The sequence below is a fragment of the Nocardia sp. NPDC004582 genome (assembly GCF_053602115.1).
This window is the reverse complement of sequence record NZ_JBSGCY010000003.1, coordinates 89,041-101,630: the sequence shown is the minus strand read 5'-3', so window position 1 is coordinate 101,630 and position 12,590 is coordinate 89,041. Positions and strand designations below refer to the sequence as shown.

Annotated in this window: 12 protein-coding genes; 5 read left to right on the top strand and 7 right to left on the bottom strand. The window is 68.2% G+C overall.

Annotated features, from left to right (window positions below):
- The first annotated feature begins 93 nt into the window (after positions 1-93).
- From ACWELJ_RS01845 to ACWELJ_RS01835, 3 genes are all read left to right on the top strand, one after another.
- The gene (locus ACWELJ_RS01845) at positions 94-741 is read left to right on the top strand and encodes a TetR family transcriptional regulator (protein ID WP_452364277.1); all 648 of its coding nucleotides are present in this window, start codon (positions 94-96) and stop codon (positions 739-741) included.
- A gap of 259 nt (positions 742-1,000) precedes the next feature.
- Positions 1,001-2,137 carry a Rieske 2Fe-2S domain-containing protein gene (locus ACWELJ_RS01840; protein ID WP_452364276.1) on the top strand — a complete coding sequence of 379 codons (1,137 nt, stop codon included), beginning with the start codon at positions 1,001-1,003 and terminating at the stop codon, positions 2,135-2,137.
- Positions 2,138-2,153: 16 nt separating this feature from the next.
- Positions 2,154-2,429, top strand: coding sequence for a ferredoxin (locus ACWELJ_RS01835; protein ID WP_452364275.1), 276 nt, complete (start codon positions 2,154-2,156; stop codon positions 2,427-2,429).
- Between the two features lie 12 nt (positions 2,430-2,441).
- On the opposite strand, the gene ACWELJ_RS01830 is transcribed toward ACWELJ_RS01835, so the two are convergent.
- Entirely contained in the window at positions 2,442-3,248 is an 807-nt protein-coding gene (locus tag ACWELJ_RS01830) for an IclR family transcriptional regulator (protein WP_452364274.1), read from the bottom strand.
- A gap of 161 nt (positions 3,249-3,409) precedes the next feature.
- On the opposite strand from ACWELJ_RS01830, the gene ACWELJ_RS01825 reads away from it, so the two are divergent.
- Positions 3,410-4,042, top strand: a complete 633-nt coding sequence (locus ACWELJ_RS01825) for a TetR family transcriptional regulator (RefSeq protein WP_452364273.1) — start codon at positions 3,410-3,412, stop codon at positions 4,040-4,042.
- A gap of 102 nt (positions 4,043-4,144) precedes the next feature.
- Here the strand turns inward: ACWELJ_RS01825 and ACWELJ_RS01820 are convergent, their stop codons facing one another.
- From ACWELJ_RS01820 to cysD, 5 genes are read right to left on the bottom strand one after another with little or no spacing between them, the layout of a single operon-like run.
- Complete coding sequence (locus ACWELJ_RS01820) at positions 4,145-5,284, bottom strand: sulfotransferase family protein (protein ID WP_452364320.1); 1,140 nt, start codon at positions 5,282-5,284, stop codon at positions 4,145-4,147.
- A 12-nt stretch (positions 5,285-5,296) separates the two neighbouring features.
- Positions 5,297-6,160, bottom strand: coding sequence for an SDR family oxidoreductase (locus ACWELJ_RS01815; protein WP_452364272.1), 864 nt, complete (start codon positions 6,158-6,160; stop codon positions 5,297-5,299).
- Positions 6,157-7,347: a hypothetical protein gene (locus ACWELJ_RS01810; RefSeq protein ID WP_452364271.1), complete on the bottom strand. Its 1,191-nt coding sequence runs from the start codon at positions 7,345-7,347 to the stop codon at positions 6,157-6,159. Before ACWELJ_RS01810 ends, ACWELJ_RS01815 begins: the two co-directional genes overlap by 4 nt.
- Complete coding sequence (gene cysC / locus ACWELJ_RS01805) at positions 7,347-9,209, bottom strand: adenylyl-sulfate kinase (protein WP_452364270.1); 1,863 nt, start codon at positions 9,207-9,209, stop codon at positions 7,347-7,349. The genes ACWELJ_RS01810 and cysC overlap by 1 nt, the downstream gene beginning before the upstream one ends.
- Positions 9,209-10,114, bottom strand: coding sequence for a sulfate adenylyltransferase subunit CysD (gene cysD, locus ACWELJ_RS01800; RefSeq protein WP_452364269.1), 906 nt, complete (start codon positions 10,112-10,114; stop codon positions 9,209-9,211). Before cysD ends, cysC begins: the two co-directional genes overlap by 1 nt.
- Positions 10,115-10,385: 271 nt before the next feature.
- Between cysD and ACWELJ_RS01795 the strand changes: the two genes are divergently transcribed.
- Positions 10,386-11,330, top strand: coding sequence for a helix-turn-helix domain-containing protein (locus ACWELJ_RS01795; protein WP_452364268.1), 945 nt, complete (start codon positions 10,386-10,388; stop codon positions 11,328-11,330).
- Between the two features lie 79 nt (positions 11,331-11,409).
- Here the strand turns inward: ACWELJ_RS01795 and ACWELJ_RS01790 are convergent, their stop codons facing one another.
- Complete coding sequence (locus ACWELJ_RS01790) at positions 11,410-12,582, bottom strand: FAD-dependent monooxygenase (protein WP_452364267.1); 1,173 nt, start codon at positions 12,580-12,582, stop codon at positions 11,410-11,412.
- Positions 12,583-12,590 lie beyond the last annotated feature (8 nt).

Here is a 12,590-nt window from a genome sequence, read left to right as displayed (position 1 = left end):
ACCTGTGAGATCGAACTCGGTCCCCTCCAGTTCTACAAACTTCCGCCCAGAAAAACTAGAGTGAATTCTAGTTATCGGACAGAAGGTGAACCCATGCCGCGCATCCAGGACTCCCGCGCCCCCGGCCGCGTCTCGACGGCCCGGCAGCTGGAACGCCAGCGCGCCATCCTCCGCTCCGCGGCCCGCCTCGGCGCCGAACACGGCCTCGAACGCGTTCAGATGTCCGAGGTCGCCCAGTCCGCCGGTGTCGCCCTCGGCACCCTCTACCGCTACTACCCCTCCAAACACCACCTCTTCGCGGGCGTCCTCGACGGCGCGGTCCGCGAATTGCCCCACCCCACCCCGGTTCCCGGCGACCCGATCGCCGGCGCGTCCGAATTCCTGGCCACCGCCGTGGACGAACTCCTCCGCCACCCCCACCTGGCCCGCGCCATGATCGTCTCGATGAACGCGGTCCGCGCCGAAGGCCACGCCCTCCGCCCCGACCCCCCCACCCCCGATCCGACCGCCGCCGCGGCCGCCGCCCTCGAAACCGACCACGTCATGCCCGAGCGCATCCTCTCCGCCGCCGGCATCACCACCCCCACCGACGAGGACCGCCGCCTGGCCCGCCTCCTCGAACAATGCACCTACGGCATCCTCACCTGGACCATCGCCGGCCGCCTGACCACCCCCCAAGCCGTCTCCGACGTCCACCGAGCCGCCACCCTCCTCCTCGCCCCCTGGCACCAACCCCACTGACCCCCAACGCCGAGTGGCACATCCTGGAGGGGTTATGTCCAGTTTCGCCTCCACCATGTGCCACTCGGCTTTCCTGCGCGGCAATCGGGATTCCGGTCACCGGAACACTTCTGGTGAGGTTTCGGGGGTCTTCCAGTGAGTGAAATCATCTGCGCGGAGCGGGTTTTTCGACGGATATAACGGGGACTACGCGGGGGCCGGTTCGATGGCGGGCCCGCGCGGTGGTGTTCCGCATTCACGCCGGACGAGGACGGTACCTATGACAACGACGCATGATGAGATCCGCCGGGTCGAAGCCGAGCCGGCGCCGGCCCGCTTCGCGCGAGGCTGGCACTGCCTGGGGTTGGTCCGCGATTTCGCCGACGGCAAGCCGCATTCCATTCAGGCGTTCGGGACCAAGCTGGTGGTCTTCGCCGGTGCGGACGGCGATGTGCATGTGCTCGACGCCTACTGCCGGCACATGGGTGGGGATCTGTCCGACGGCGAAGTCAAGGGCGACGAGATCGCGTGCCCGTTCCACGACTGGCGCTGGGGCGGGGACGGGCGTTGCAAGCAGATTCCCTACGGCCGCCGGGTTCCGCGACTGGCACGCACAACCGCGTGGACGACGCTGCAGCAGGACGGAATGCTGTTCGTGTGGAACGACCCCGAAGGCAATCCGCCGCCCCCGGACGTCGCCATTCCGCGTATCGAGGCCGCCGGTAGCGCGGGCTGGACCGATTGGCACTGGTACACCACCGTCGTCGACACCAACTGCCGTGAAATCGTCGACAACATCGTCGATATGGCGCATTTCTTCTACGTGCACGGTTCGCTGCCCACCTATTTCCGCAATGTGTTCGAAGGGCATGTGGCGACCCAGTACTTCGACAGCGGTGCGCGGGAGGATCTGCCGGGACCGGTCGGTGAGCCGAAGCTGCTCGGCACGCAGTCGGTCGCCTCGTACTACGGGCCCTCGTTCATGATCGACGACCTGCTCTATCGCTACGAGAACGGCGACCACAAAACAGTTTTGATCAACTGCCACTATCCGATCGACGCGAACTCCTTCGTGCTGCAGTACGGCATCATGGTCGAGATCCCCGCCGGTCTCGACGCCGAACAGGCCATGGCCGGGGCTCGCGCGATGGGCGACTGGGTCAAGATCGGCTTCGAACAGGACGTGGCGATCTGGAAACGCAAGGCGCGCATCGACAATCCGCTGCTCTGCGAGGAGGACGGCCCGGTCTATCAGTTGCGCCGCTGGTATGAGCAGTTCTACGTCGACCAGGCCGATATCGAACCGGCGATGGTCGATCGATTCGAATTCGAGCTCGACACCACCCGCCCGGCCGAGGCCTGGAATGCCGAGGTGCAAGCCAATCTGGCCCGCGCCGCCGCGTCATCGGTATCGTGAGCGGCGGGGGCGAGCGATGATCCGCCGCCAGGACGACCGGCTGCGCAGCGTACCGATGACCCCGGTGCGCTGCCACGCGTGCACCGCGCAGGTCGAGGTGCGCAAGAGCAGCCGGGAACAGACCAGCATTCAATGGAACGCGGTGGCGAGCATGGCCTGCCTGGAACGCCCCGCGGGCAACCCGCAGCGACCCGAGCCGCTGTTCGCCGGCTGTGGCCCACTGCGTGATTCGGTGGCCGCCGCGATCCGCGACGGCTCGCTTCGGCTCGCCGACCGAACCGTCACCGACTGAACGCACGAACCGTCACGAACCGAGCGCGCCCGCACCGGAGACTCTCCCGGTGCGGGCGTTCGGCCGCAACCCCACCAGGCGTCGCCAGATGTCGCCCGCGGCGTTTCGTACTGCGGCCGTGGCATTCTCGATCGACACCGACCCGGCCGGACCCGACAGCGACACCGCGGCCGGTGCGCTCTCGCCCACCCCGCCGATGGCGGCGGCCACGACCGTGACCCCCAGCACGCAGCCCTGCGAGTCGACCGCGACGCCACCACGCTCGCGAACCGTGCCCAGTTCCCGCGCCAGCTGCCGCGACGAGCGCACGCTGTAACAGGTCGGCGCCGGGTGGAACGACAGGTCGGGCCACCGCCGCGGGTCGAGCCCGGCCAGCAGCGCCCGCCCCGGCGCGGTGAGGGCCACGGCCTGGCGGGCCCCGACCGACCATCCGGCTCCCGGCCCGGGCGGTGGACCGAATCGTTCCAGGTGCAGCACGTCCGGACCGGCCAGAATGCTCAGGTGCGCGGTCAAACCCGTGCGCAGATGCAGCGCGGTCAGCACCGGAGCGGCCATCTCGCGCAACCGGCGTTGCGGGGCCACCTGCGCACCGAGTTCGAACATGCGCAAGCCGAGCCCGTACTCGAAACCTTCACGATCCACCCAGCCGAGTTCCACCAGGCGCTGCAGAATCCGATGCGCCGACGACCGTGGCAGCCCGGCCCGCCGCGCGATCTCCGCCAAGGTCAGCGATCTCGGCCCATCGAAGGCATCGAGCAGCGACGCCACCCGATCGATCATGGCTGCTGGAGCGTCCTGAGTTCGTGTCGTCGTCGCCACGTTCCACCTACCTTCGAACCAATGTCAGAATCTGCCAGCCGTGGCAGAATATGACACGGAGGCCGCCGGCATGACCACATTGCCCGGATTCCCGCCCGTCGCACCGGGGGCCGCCGGTACGGCGTTACGGTAGGCGCGACCAGGAATGAGGAGGACTCGTCGTGAGCAACCCGGCCAAGGCGGAACTGGCCCGCAAGCGCGCCGAAGACCTACGCCTGACCATCGCGCTCGCGGCCCACGCCCTGTTCGTCGCCGACGGCGACACCTCCGCGACGGTCGACCGGATCTGCGAGACGGTCGGAATCGCGCCACGCACCTTCCACCGATACTTCGCGACGAAGGAGGACGTGGTGGTCCCCCTGTTCCGTCGCAGTGAACAGCTCGTCCGCGAGGTGCTGGCGAAGGCGCCCATCGACGCCGCGCCGGCCGACGTCCTGACCCACGCGTTCACCGCCGAGGTCCATCAACGGCAGTCGTTCGACTTCGACCGGACCTTCATGACCCTGATGATCAATACGCCCGAATACCGGCGGCGATGGCTGGAGTGGGGTGAATGGCTCTACGAGCCGATCACCGAATTCCTCGCCGCGCGTATCGATCTCGGCACCGATCCGTTCCTGCGCGAACTGCCCGCGCAGCTGGTGGTGCAGACCAGCCGCCAGGCCTATACGCACTGGATCGTCACGGCCGAGTCGACCGATTTCGCCGAGGTCGAAGCGATCATGCAGCGCGGCCTGACCGTACTGTTCGCCGGGGTGAGCGCGGTGACCTCCCCGGTCGCGCACTCGACCTGAGACAGCGGAGACTCACGGTCGAGTCGACCGCGGCGACAACCCCCGCACAGCACGAACGGCCGGGTGCGCGAGGTGCGCACCCGGCCGTCCGAGTGGGGTTGGTCAGAGCTCGAATTCGGCCCGGACCTGGTCTTCGGTGAGACCGTAGTCGGCGAGCGAGTACTTGTGGACCGGCTTGCGGTCGCCGGACTTGCTCTCCTCGTCGAGGGTGGTCATCGCGGTCCGCGCCGAGTCGGTGTAGTCCAGCCCGAACTTCGAGTAGATCTTCTCGACGGTCGCGAACGGGTCGGCCCGCAGGTCGTCGAATTCGATGTCCAGGAACTGATCCGGGTTGTAGCGGGAGCGGGCGGTGTTGAACTCACGCAGGCCGCGCGACCACAGCTCCAGCTGGGAGGAGCCGATCTTCTCGCCCACGAACGTGGTGGACCAGCCCGCGGTGGCCTGCTCGGACAGGCTGCACGAGGAGCCGACGATGGTGACCGGGTCGCGGTGGGTCTGGATGATCAGCGCGTCCGGGTACACCTTCATCAGCGCGTCGAGCGCGAACAAATGGCTGGGGTTCTTGAGAACCCAGCGCCGTTCATCGCCGAGCCCGATCAGCTGCAGGTTCTGCTTGTGCCGGGTGTAGGCGTCGGTCCAGTCCTGCTTGCGCAGCCACTCCGAATACGTCGGCAGATACGCCAGCGATTCGTAGGAAATGGATTTCACCGTCTGGCGCAGCAGCTGCCAGCACTCCTCCACCTCGGCGGCGGTCATGTAGTGCACGCCCATGAATTCCGGATTCTCGATCCGGTGCTGGGCGAAGCCCTTGTCGACGGCCTGGTAGACGGGGTTGTCGGCCCAGGTGTCGCGGGGCGGGCGGGGCTGCGGGAAGTCGGCCAGCCACATTTCCAGGGCCTGGTGCTGCGGGTCGGCGGCGAGCAGGCGGTGCAGGGCGGTGGTGCCGGTGCGGGGCAGGCCGGTGACGAAAATCGGCCGGGTGACCTTGGTTTCGGCGTAGGCCGGGTTGGCCTTCCAGGACGCTTCGCTCAGGGCGCGGGCGACGAGCGCGCCGCGCAGGAAGTAGCGGCTCATCTTGGAGCCGATCTCGGTGAGCCCGGCGTCGCGCTGGTAGGAATCCAGCAGCACACCCAAAGCCTCGTGATGGTCATCGGACCCGAAATCGGTGAGCCCGCAGACCTTGGTGGCCGAGGCGTGCAGATCCTCGACGGTGCCGACGTTGGTACGTCCGGTCATAGTGATGAAACTCCTTGCTCAGACGTGGTATTCGCCGCAGTTGACGTCGATGGTCTGCCCGGTGACGGCGTTCGCGAACGGCGACATCAGGTAGACGATGGTCTGCGCGATCTCATCCGGCAGCGGCAGCCGCTTCAGGTCGGACTTGGAGGCGGTCTGCTGGTAGACCTGCTCCTCGGTGATGCCGTACTTCTTGGCGATCTCCGCGAAGTACCACTTCAGCTGGTCGGTCCAGATGTAGCCGGGCAGCACGCTGTTCACGCGAATGCCCTTCTCCCCCAGCTCGGTCGCCAGGGTCTGGGACATGGCCAGCAGCGCCGCCTTGGCGATCTTGTAGCTGCCGTAGCGGGGTTCGCTGTGCCGCAGCACCATCGAGTTGACCATCACGATCGACCCCTTGGTCTCGGCCAGCCCGGGCGTGAACGCCTGCGTCATGCGCAGATTGCCGAGCACGGTCAGGTCCACGCTCTCGCGGATCTGCTCGAAGTCGGTGCGCGCCAGCGGCTTCATCGACGGCACCTTGAACGCGTTGTTCACCAGTGCGTCGACCCGGCCGAACGTCTCGAGGGTCTGCTTGGCGAGGTTCTCGACGGTCGCCTCATCGGTGATATCGGTGGGCACGCACAGGGTTTCCGCGCCGCCCTCGGCCGCGATCTCCTCCGCGACCTCCTTCAGCTTGGATTCGGTGCGCGCGGCCAGCACCACCTTGGCCCCGGCGGCCGCTGCTTCCAGCGCGATGGAACGACCGAGGCCTGGCCCGATGCCGCTGACGACAACAACCTTGCCCGTAAGAAGACCCGTTTTCAGACGTCCCGGGGTTTCAGGGGCTTGCCCGGCCGCAGGGAGGTGGAGGCCCGAGTTACGAGAGTTGTCCTGCGTCATCCGAGCATCCTTTCCGCGAAGGCGCGCTGGCGTGCGGCGATCCGCTCACGCCATCCGGCCTCGTCGATTCGATTGAGTTCATGGTGCGGCAGGCTCTCCGCCACCTTGTCGAACGGCACCAGTTCGATGGTCGGCCCGTCCTCGGGCGTCATCGTCCGCGACACCCGCTGCCAGCGGAACTGGAGAATCCCGAGTTTGCGCCCGGTGGTCTCGATCCAGTTGGCGACGCCCGGATTCCGCGCCGACACCACCATGCGAATCATCCCGTCCGGATCCACCTGCGCCTGCTGATGATTCAGCGAGGTCTGGTGGTTGACGTAGTCGAGCGAGATGTACCAGCGGCTGCCCAGCTGGAATCCCTGGTACGGCGCATCGGATTTCGGCACCGTGATGATGAGCGCCTGGTCGTCCTCGAGCTCGAAGTGCCCGACCGAGGAGTACTGGGTGCTCAGCCCGCCCGGTGTGAGCCGCGGTTCGGTCAGCGTATTGACCGGCAGGTTCAGGTAGAACCATTTCGGGAAGTTGAACCAGGTGTGCACCCGGGTCAGCAGCATGCGCCCGGCCGCCCGGTACCGCTTGCGCAGCTGTTCCACGCCCGCTTCGACCGGCGCGGTACCGATGGTGTCCACCCGCTCGATGCGAATGGTGCCCTTGCGCTCCGTGTTCCAGTCGCCGTACACCTCGCGCACGGCCAGCATGGACGCGCCCTCGGCGAGCACGAAATAGTTCGGCTCCGGGTTCTCCTTGGGCGGACCGAAACGCAGCTGGTAGCTGCCGTCGGCATCGATCCGCAACCGCCGGTCGTCGAACGCGTCGTCGCCATTGGGCACATCGGAAGCGGTGTAGTCACCCTTGAGTACCTGGAAACTCAGGTCGACGGTGCTGCCGCGCACGCCGGTGAGCAGGTATTCCGCACCCGGTTCGATATTGGCGCTGTAGTACAACGTGTCCGGATTATCCAGGCCCATCTTGGTGTAGGGCCCGGTCGCGGTGACCAGGTACGGGTGCGAGGTGCCGTGCGCCCGGGACAATTGCAGCACCGCGGCGATACCGGCCTGCAAATAGTCGTATCCCTCGGCCAGGTCGTGCGGATCACGGATGAAATCCGCCGAGGCGATCAGTTTTTCGGCTTCCGCGACGGCCGTGGTGAACGGCTCGGTGAGCGGAGTCTGGTCATTGTCTGTCATCAGCTGTCAGCGATCCCTAGTGTCTCTCGAATTCGATGGGCGATCTCGGACGGCGTCCCGTCCGAGGGGGTGATGGTCAGGTCGGCGAATTCCGGCCGCTCGTACGGCGAGCTGATGCCGGTGAATTCGCGCAGTTCCCCGGCGCGGGCCTTCTGGTACAGGCCCTTCGGGTCGCGCAGTTCGCACTCGGCCAGCGGAGTGTCGACGAAGATCTCCCGGAACGGCAGGTGCTTGTCGTCGTGCAGTTTTCGAGCTTCGCGCCGTTCGGCTCGGAAGGGGCTGATCAGCGAGACGATGGCGACCACGCCCGCGTCCGCGAACAGCGCCGCCACCTCGGAGACACGGCGGATGTTCTCGCGCCGGTCCTCGTCGGTGAAGCCCAGGTTCTTGTTCAGCCCGTGCCGCAGATTGTCGCCGTCGAGCAGGTAGGCGGGCTGCCCGGACGCGATGAGCTGCCGCTCCAATTCCACCGCGATGGTGGACTTCCCGGAGCCCGACAGCCCGGTCAGCCACACGGTCGCGCCGGAGCTGAGCCGCTGCCCGCGCTCCACCGCGGAGCTGTGCCACACCACGTTCGAGGCCTTGTGCCCGACCTTGGGCGCGCCGGTGGAGCGGCCGGTGATCATGCCGGCGGCCACGGTCTGGTTGGTGGCCTCGTCGATGAGGATGAAGCTGCCGGTGGCCCGGTTCTCGCGATAGGGGTCGAACAGCAGCGCCTGACGGCTCTTCAGGGTGAGCCGCCCGATGTCGTTGAGCCCCAGCGATTCCGCGTCGGTCTGCCGGTGCAGGGTGTTCACGTCGAGCCGGTAGTCCAGGTCGGTCACCTCGACCTTGGAGGTCTGGGTGGCGGTCCGGATCGAGTACGAGTTGCCCGCGCGCAGTTCGGTGTCATCGGAGAACCAGCACACCATGGCGTCGAGTTCGCGGTCGGTGTGCGGCCGGTTGCCCGGGCGGGCGAGCATATCGCCACGGCCGATGTCGATCTCGTCGTCCAGGGTCAGCGAGACGGCCATACCGGTGAACGCCTCGTCCACCTTGCCGCCGCCGGGACCCCAGATCTGGTTGACCCGGCTGCTGCGACCCGAGGGCAGCACCACGACCTCGTCACCGGGTTTGAAGATGCCGCCCGCCACGGTGCCCGCGTAACTGCGCTGGCTCTCACCGTGCGGACGGATCACGTACTGCACGGGCAGCCGGTTGTCGATCAGGTTGCGGTCGGAGGCGACGTGCACTTCCTCGAGGTGCCGCAGCAGCGGCGGCCCCGGATACCACTCGGCGGTGTTGGCCGAGGAATCGACCACATTGTCGCCGAGCAGCGCCGACACCGGCACGAAACTCAGGTCGCCGACATCGAGTTTGGTGGCGAAATCCGCGAATTCCGAACGGATCTCCTCGAACCGCTGCTCCGACCAGTCGACCAGGTCCATCTTGTTCACGCACAACACCAGGTGCCCGACCCCCAGCAGCGAGGACAGGAAGGCGTGGCGGCGGGTCTGCTCGGAGACGCCCTTGCGCGCGTCGACCAGGATCAGCGCCAGGTCCGCGGTGGACGCGCCGGTCACCATGTTCCGGGTGTACTGCACGTGCCCGGGGGTGTCGGCGATGATGAACTTGCGGCGCGGCGTGGTGAAGTAGCGGTAGGCGACATCGATGGTGATGCCCTGCTCGCGTTCGGCGCGCAGGCCGTCGGTGACCAGCGACAGGTCGGGCCCGTCGCCGCCGCGCGAGAGGCTGGCCCGCTCGATGGCGTCGAGCTGATCGCTGAACAGGCTCTTGGAGTCGAACAGCAGCCGCCCGATGAGCGTCGACTTGCCGTCGTCCACACTGCCGGCGGTGGCGATCCGTAACAGGTTGCGGCGCATCAGAAGTAGCCCTCTCGCTTGCGATCTTCCATGCCGGACTCGGAGATCCGGTCGTCGGCGCGGGTGGCGCCGCGCTCGGTCAGGCGGGTGGTGGCGGTCTCGGCGATCACCTCGACCGGGTTGGACGCGCCCGACTCCACGCAGCCCGTGCAGTCGGCGTCGCCGAGGGTGCGGAAGCGCACGGTCGCCTCGAACCGGCGCTCGTCCGCGCCGAACTCCAGGAATCGGTTCTCCGCCAGCAGCATTCCGTCACGCTCCACCACGGTGCGGCGGTGCGCGTAGTACAGCGACGGCAGTTCCACCTCGGCCTGGTCGATGTACTCCCAGATGTCGAGCTCGGTCCAGTTGGACAGCGGGAAGACGCGAATGTGCTCGCCCTTCCGATGCCATCCGTTGTAGAGGTTCCACACCTCCGGCCGCTGCGCCCGCGGATCCCACGCGCCGTACTCGTCGCGGAAGCTGAACACCCGTTCCTTGGCGCGCGCCTTCTCCTCGTCGCGTCGCGCGCCGCCGAAGACCGCGTCGAAACGGTGCTCGCGGATGCTGCGCAGCAGAGTGGCGGTCTGCAGCCGGTTGCGGGTCTCGCCCGGGCGCTCGGTGACCCGGCCCGCGTCGATATCGTCCTGCACCTTGCCGACCAGCAGCTGAGCGCCCAGCCGCGCCGCGGTGCGATCCCGGAAGTCGATGACCTCGTCGAAGTTGCGCCCGGTGTCGATGTGCAGCAGGGCGAACGGCAGCGGCGCGGGCCAGAACGCCCGCCGCGCCAGTTCCAGCATGACCGCCGAGTCCTTGCCGCCGGAGAACAACAGCACCGGCCGCTCGAAGGTGGCCGCCACCTCTCGAATGATGTGCACCGATTCCGCCTCCAAGGCGTTCAGGTGCGACAGCTCATATCCCGTGCGCATCTCTCGTCCCATTCGCCGCGTCCGTCGAACCGGTCGGGTTCTTGCCAACCCTTGCGGTGTCGAATATTCGACGCTATTGTTCGATAATGTGACACCGACGATAGGTCGGCACCCGGGCGACGGTCAATACCCGCGCCCGAATTCGCGCGCACCGTCATCGCCCGGCTGTGAGTGACCGATACACCGACCGATACGATTCCCGCGCGCCCCTCCCGCACCCGCGGGACCGACACCAGCAGGAATCGAGTTGCCTGAATCCACCACCGCACCAGTGGCTTCCACCCCCGCGACGGTGTCCGAACCCTGCGCGTCGCCCCCGACCCACCGCGTCGTGCAGGCGATCGAGCTGCTGTCCCGCCATTCCGGCGAACGCCTGTCGCTGGCCGCGATCGTGCGCGCCACCGGCATGTCTCGCGCCACCGCGCACGCCGTGCTCACCCAGCTGTGCGCCGACGCCTGGACCGTCCGCGACCCGGAGGGCAACTACAGCCTCGGCCTGGGGTTACTCGCCGTGGCCCGCCGCGCCGACACCGCCTTCCCCGTGCGCAGCCTGGCCCTCGGCGCGATGCACACCCTCGTCGCGGACAGCGGCGTACCGGTGTTCCTGGCCGAACGCGAATTCCAGAGCGGCGCACGCACCGCCGCGTCGGCCAAGCCCGGACCGGCCACAGCCGGTGAGGCCGCCCCGGACACGATCGTCATCACCGAAGTCCTCGGCACCCCCTCCGCCCCCTGGATCCGCCCGGCCCGCCGCATGCCCTTCGCCCCGCCGGTGTGCCGCGAATTCGTCGCCTGGGCACCGGAATCCGAGCGCGCCGCCTGGCTGGCCGCCGCCGACCCCGCCCACCGCGAGCGCCTCGCCGCGGTCCTCGACGCCATCGCCGCCCGCGGCTACTCGGTGGAACGCCTCGCCGACGACTCCGCCCCCATGCTGGAAGCCCTGGGCGCCCTACGCCATTCCCCCGTCACCGATCCCCTGCGCCATCGCCTCAGCGCCATGATCGCCGACCTCATCACCATCGACTACCTCCCCGACGAACTCGGTGACCAGAACGCCGTGGTCTCCGTGGCCGCCCCCATCTTCTCCCCCGACGGCCCCGTCATCGCCTCCATCGTCGCCTGCCCCGACACCAACCTCTCCGCCGCGGGCCTGAACGACCTGGCCGCCGCCACCATCGCCGCCGCCGCTACCGTCACCGCCTCCCTGCGCAGCTGAAAGCCGCTCTGGCGGTTCCACGGTCATGACGACAGGCGGCCCGCGCCGATCGGTGCGGGCCGCCGAATCCTGGTGCGGGTCAGCGGTTGGCGAGTTCCGAGAGTTGGAAGGCCAGCTGGTGGCGGAAGGCGGGGATGCGGGCGAGGGTGCTGATCACCAGGTTTCGGATCAGGCGGGCGGGCAGGGGGCGGAGGGTGGCCATGCGGGTGACGCGGTCGGTGAAGGCGACCACGCCGAGAGCCACTGGGCGGCGGGTCTTCTCGTAGTCGTCGAGGAGCGAGGCGGGGGCGCCCGCGACCACGGCGGCCAGCAGACGGCCGAGGACGACCGCGTCCTGGATGCCGGTGTTCATGCCCTGACCGCCCGCCGGGCTGTGGACGTGGGCGGCGTCGCCCGCCAGTAGGACGCGGCCGGCGCGGTAGTGGTCGGCGACGCGGTGGTGGACGCGGAAGCGTGAGCTCCAGACGATCTCCTCGACCTTCGCGTGCGCGCCCGGGCGGCGAGCGTCGACGAGAGCCTGCACGTAGGCGAGGTCCTGGTGTTCGGGGGCCTCGGCGACGGTCGCGACGATGCGGAAGCGGTCGGGCCGCGCGTCCGGCAGCGGAGCGATGACGGTGACGCCTTCGGGCGAAAGTTGCAGGGAGACTTCGTCACGCGGTTCCGGCCAGGCCATGCGGACATCGGCGAGGACGAAGGATTCGGGGTAGGTGGCGCCGGTGAAGCCGATCCCGGCCGCCTCGCGCACCTTGCTGTGCATGCCGTCCGCGCCGATGACCCAGTCCGCGCGAACCGAATTCGCGACCCCGTCGGCATCGGTGAAATCGACGGTGACACCGTCCACGTCCTGCGTGAGCCCGGTGACCTCGGTGTGCCGGATCACCCGCGCGCCCGCCTTCTCCAACCGCGCCAGCAGGATCGCCTCGGTGGACTCCTGGCCGATCATGACGGTGTAGGGGTATTCGGTGGGCAGCCCCGCGAAGGAGACCCGGGCCAGCGCCCGGTCGCCGTCGCGCATCACGAAGTTCGGCACCACGAGGCCCTGCTCCAGCAGCCGCGCGGTGACGCCGAACTCCTCGAGCACCTCCAGCGTGCGAGCGTGCACCACCACCGCCCGCGAGGTATTGGCCCCCTCGGCCAGCCGATCCAGCAGCACCACCTCCACGCCCGCGTCGGCGAGCGCGATGCCGGCGGTCATGCCGGCGGGACCGGCACCCACGATGACGACCTGGGCGGTGGCGGGCACTGCGTTCATGACATCTC

What these genes read in the sequence shown, in the direction of transcription:
- cysD (WP_452364269.1), bottom strand. Translation starts at nt 10,114, where the DNA reads ATGCGCACGGGATATGAGCTGTCGCACCTGAACGCCTTGGAGGCGGAA.
- ACWELJ_RS01810 (WP_452364271.1), bottom strand. Translation starts at nt 7,347, where the DNA reads ATGACAGACAATGACCAGACTCCGCTCACCGAGCCGTTCACCACGGCC.
- ACWELJ_RS01790 (WP_452364267.1), bottom strand. Translation starts at nt 12,582, where the DNA reads ATGAACGCAGTGCCCGCCACCGCCCAGGTCGTCATCGTGGGTGCCGGT.
- ACWELJ_RS01815 (WP_452364272.1), bottom strand. Translation starts at nt 6,160, where the DNA reads ATGACGCAGGACAACTCTCGTAACTCGGGCCTCCACCTCCCTGCGGCC.
- ACWELJ_RS01845 (WP_452364277.1), top strand. Translation starts at nt 94, where the DNA reads ATGCCGCGCATCCAGGACTCCCGCGCCCCCGGCCGCGTCTCGACGGCC.
- cysC (WP_452364270.1), bottom strand. Translation starts at nt 9,209, where the DNA reads ATGCGCCGCAACCTGTTACGGATCGCCACCGCCGGCAGTGTGGACGAC.
- ACWELJ_RS01835 (WP_452364275.1), top strand. Translation starts at nt 2,154, where the DNA reads ATGATCCGCCGCCAGGACGACCGGCTGCGCAGCGTACCGATGACCCCG.
- ACWELJ_RS01840 (WP_452364276.1), top strand. Translation starts at nt 1,001, where the DNA reads ATGACAACGACGCATGATGAGATCCGCCGGGTCGAAGCCGAGCCGGCG.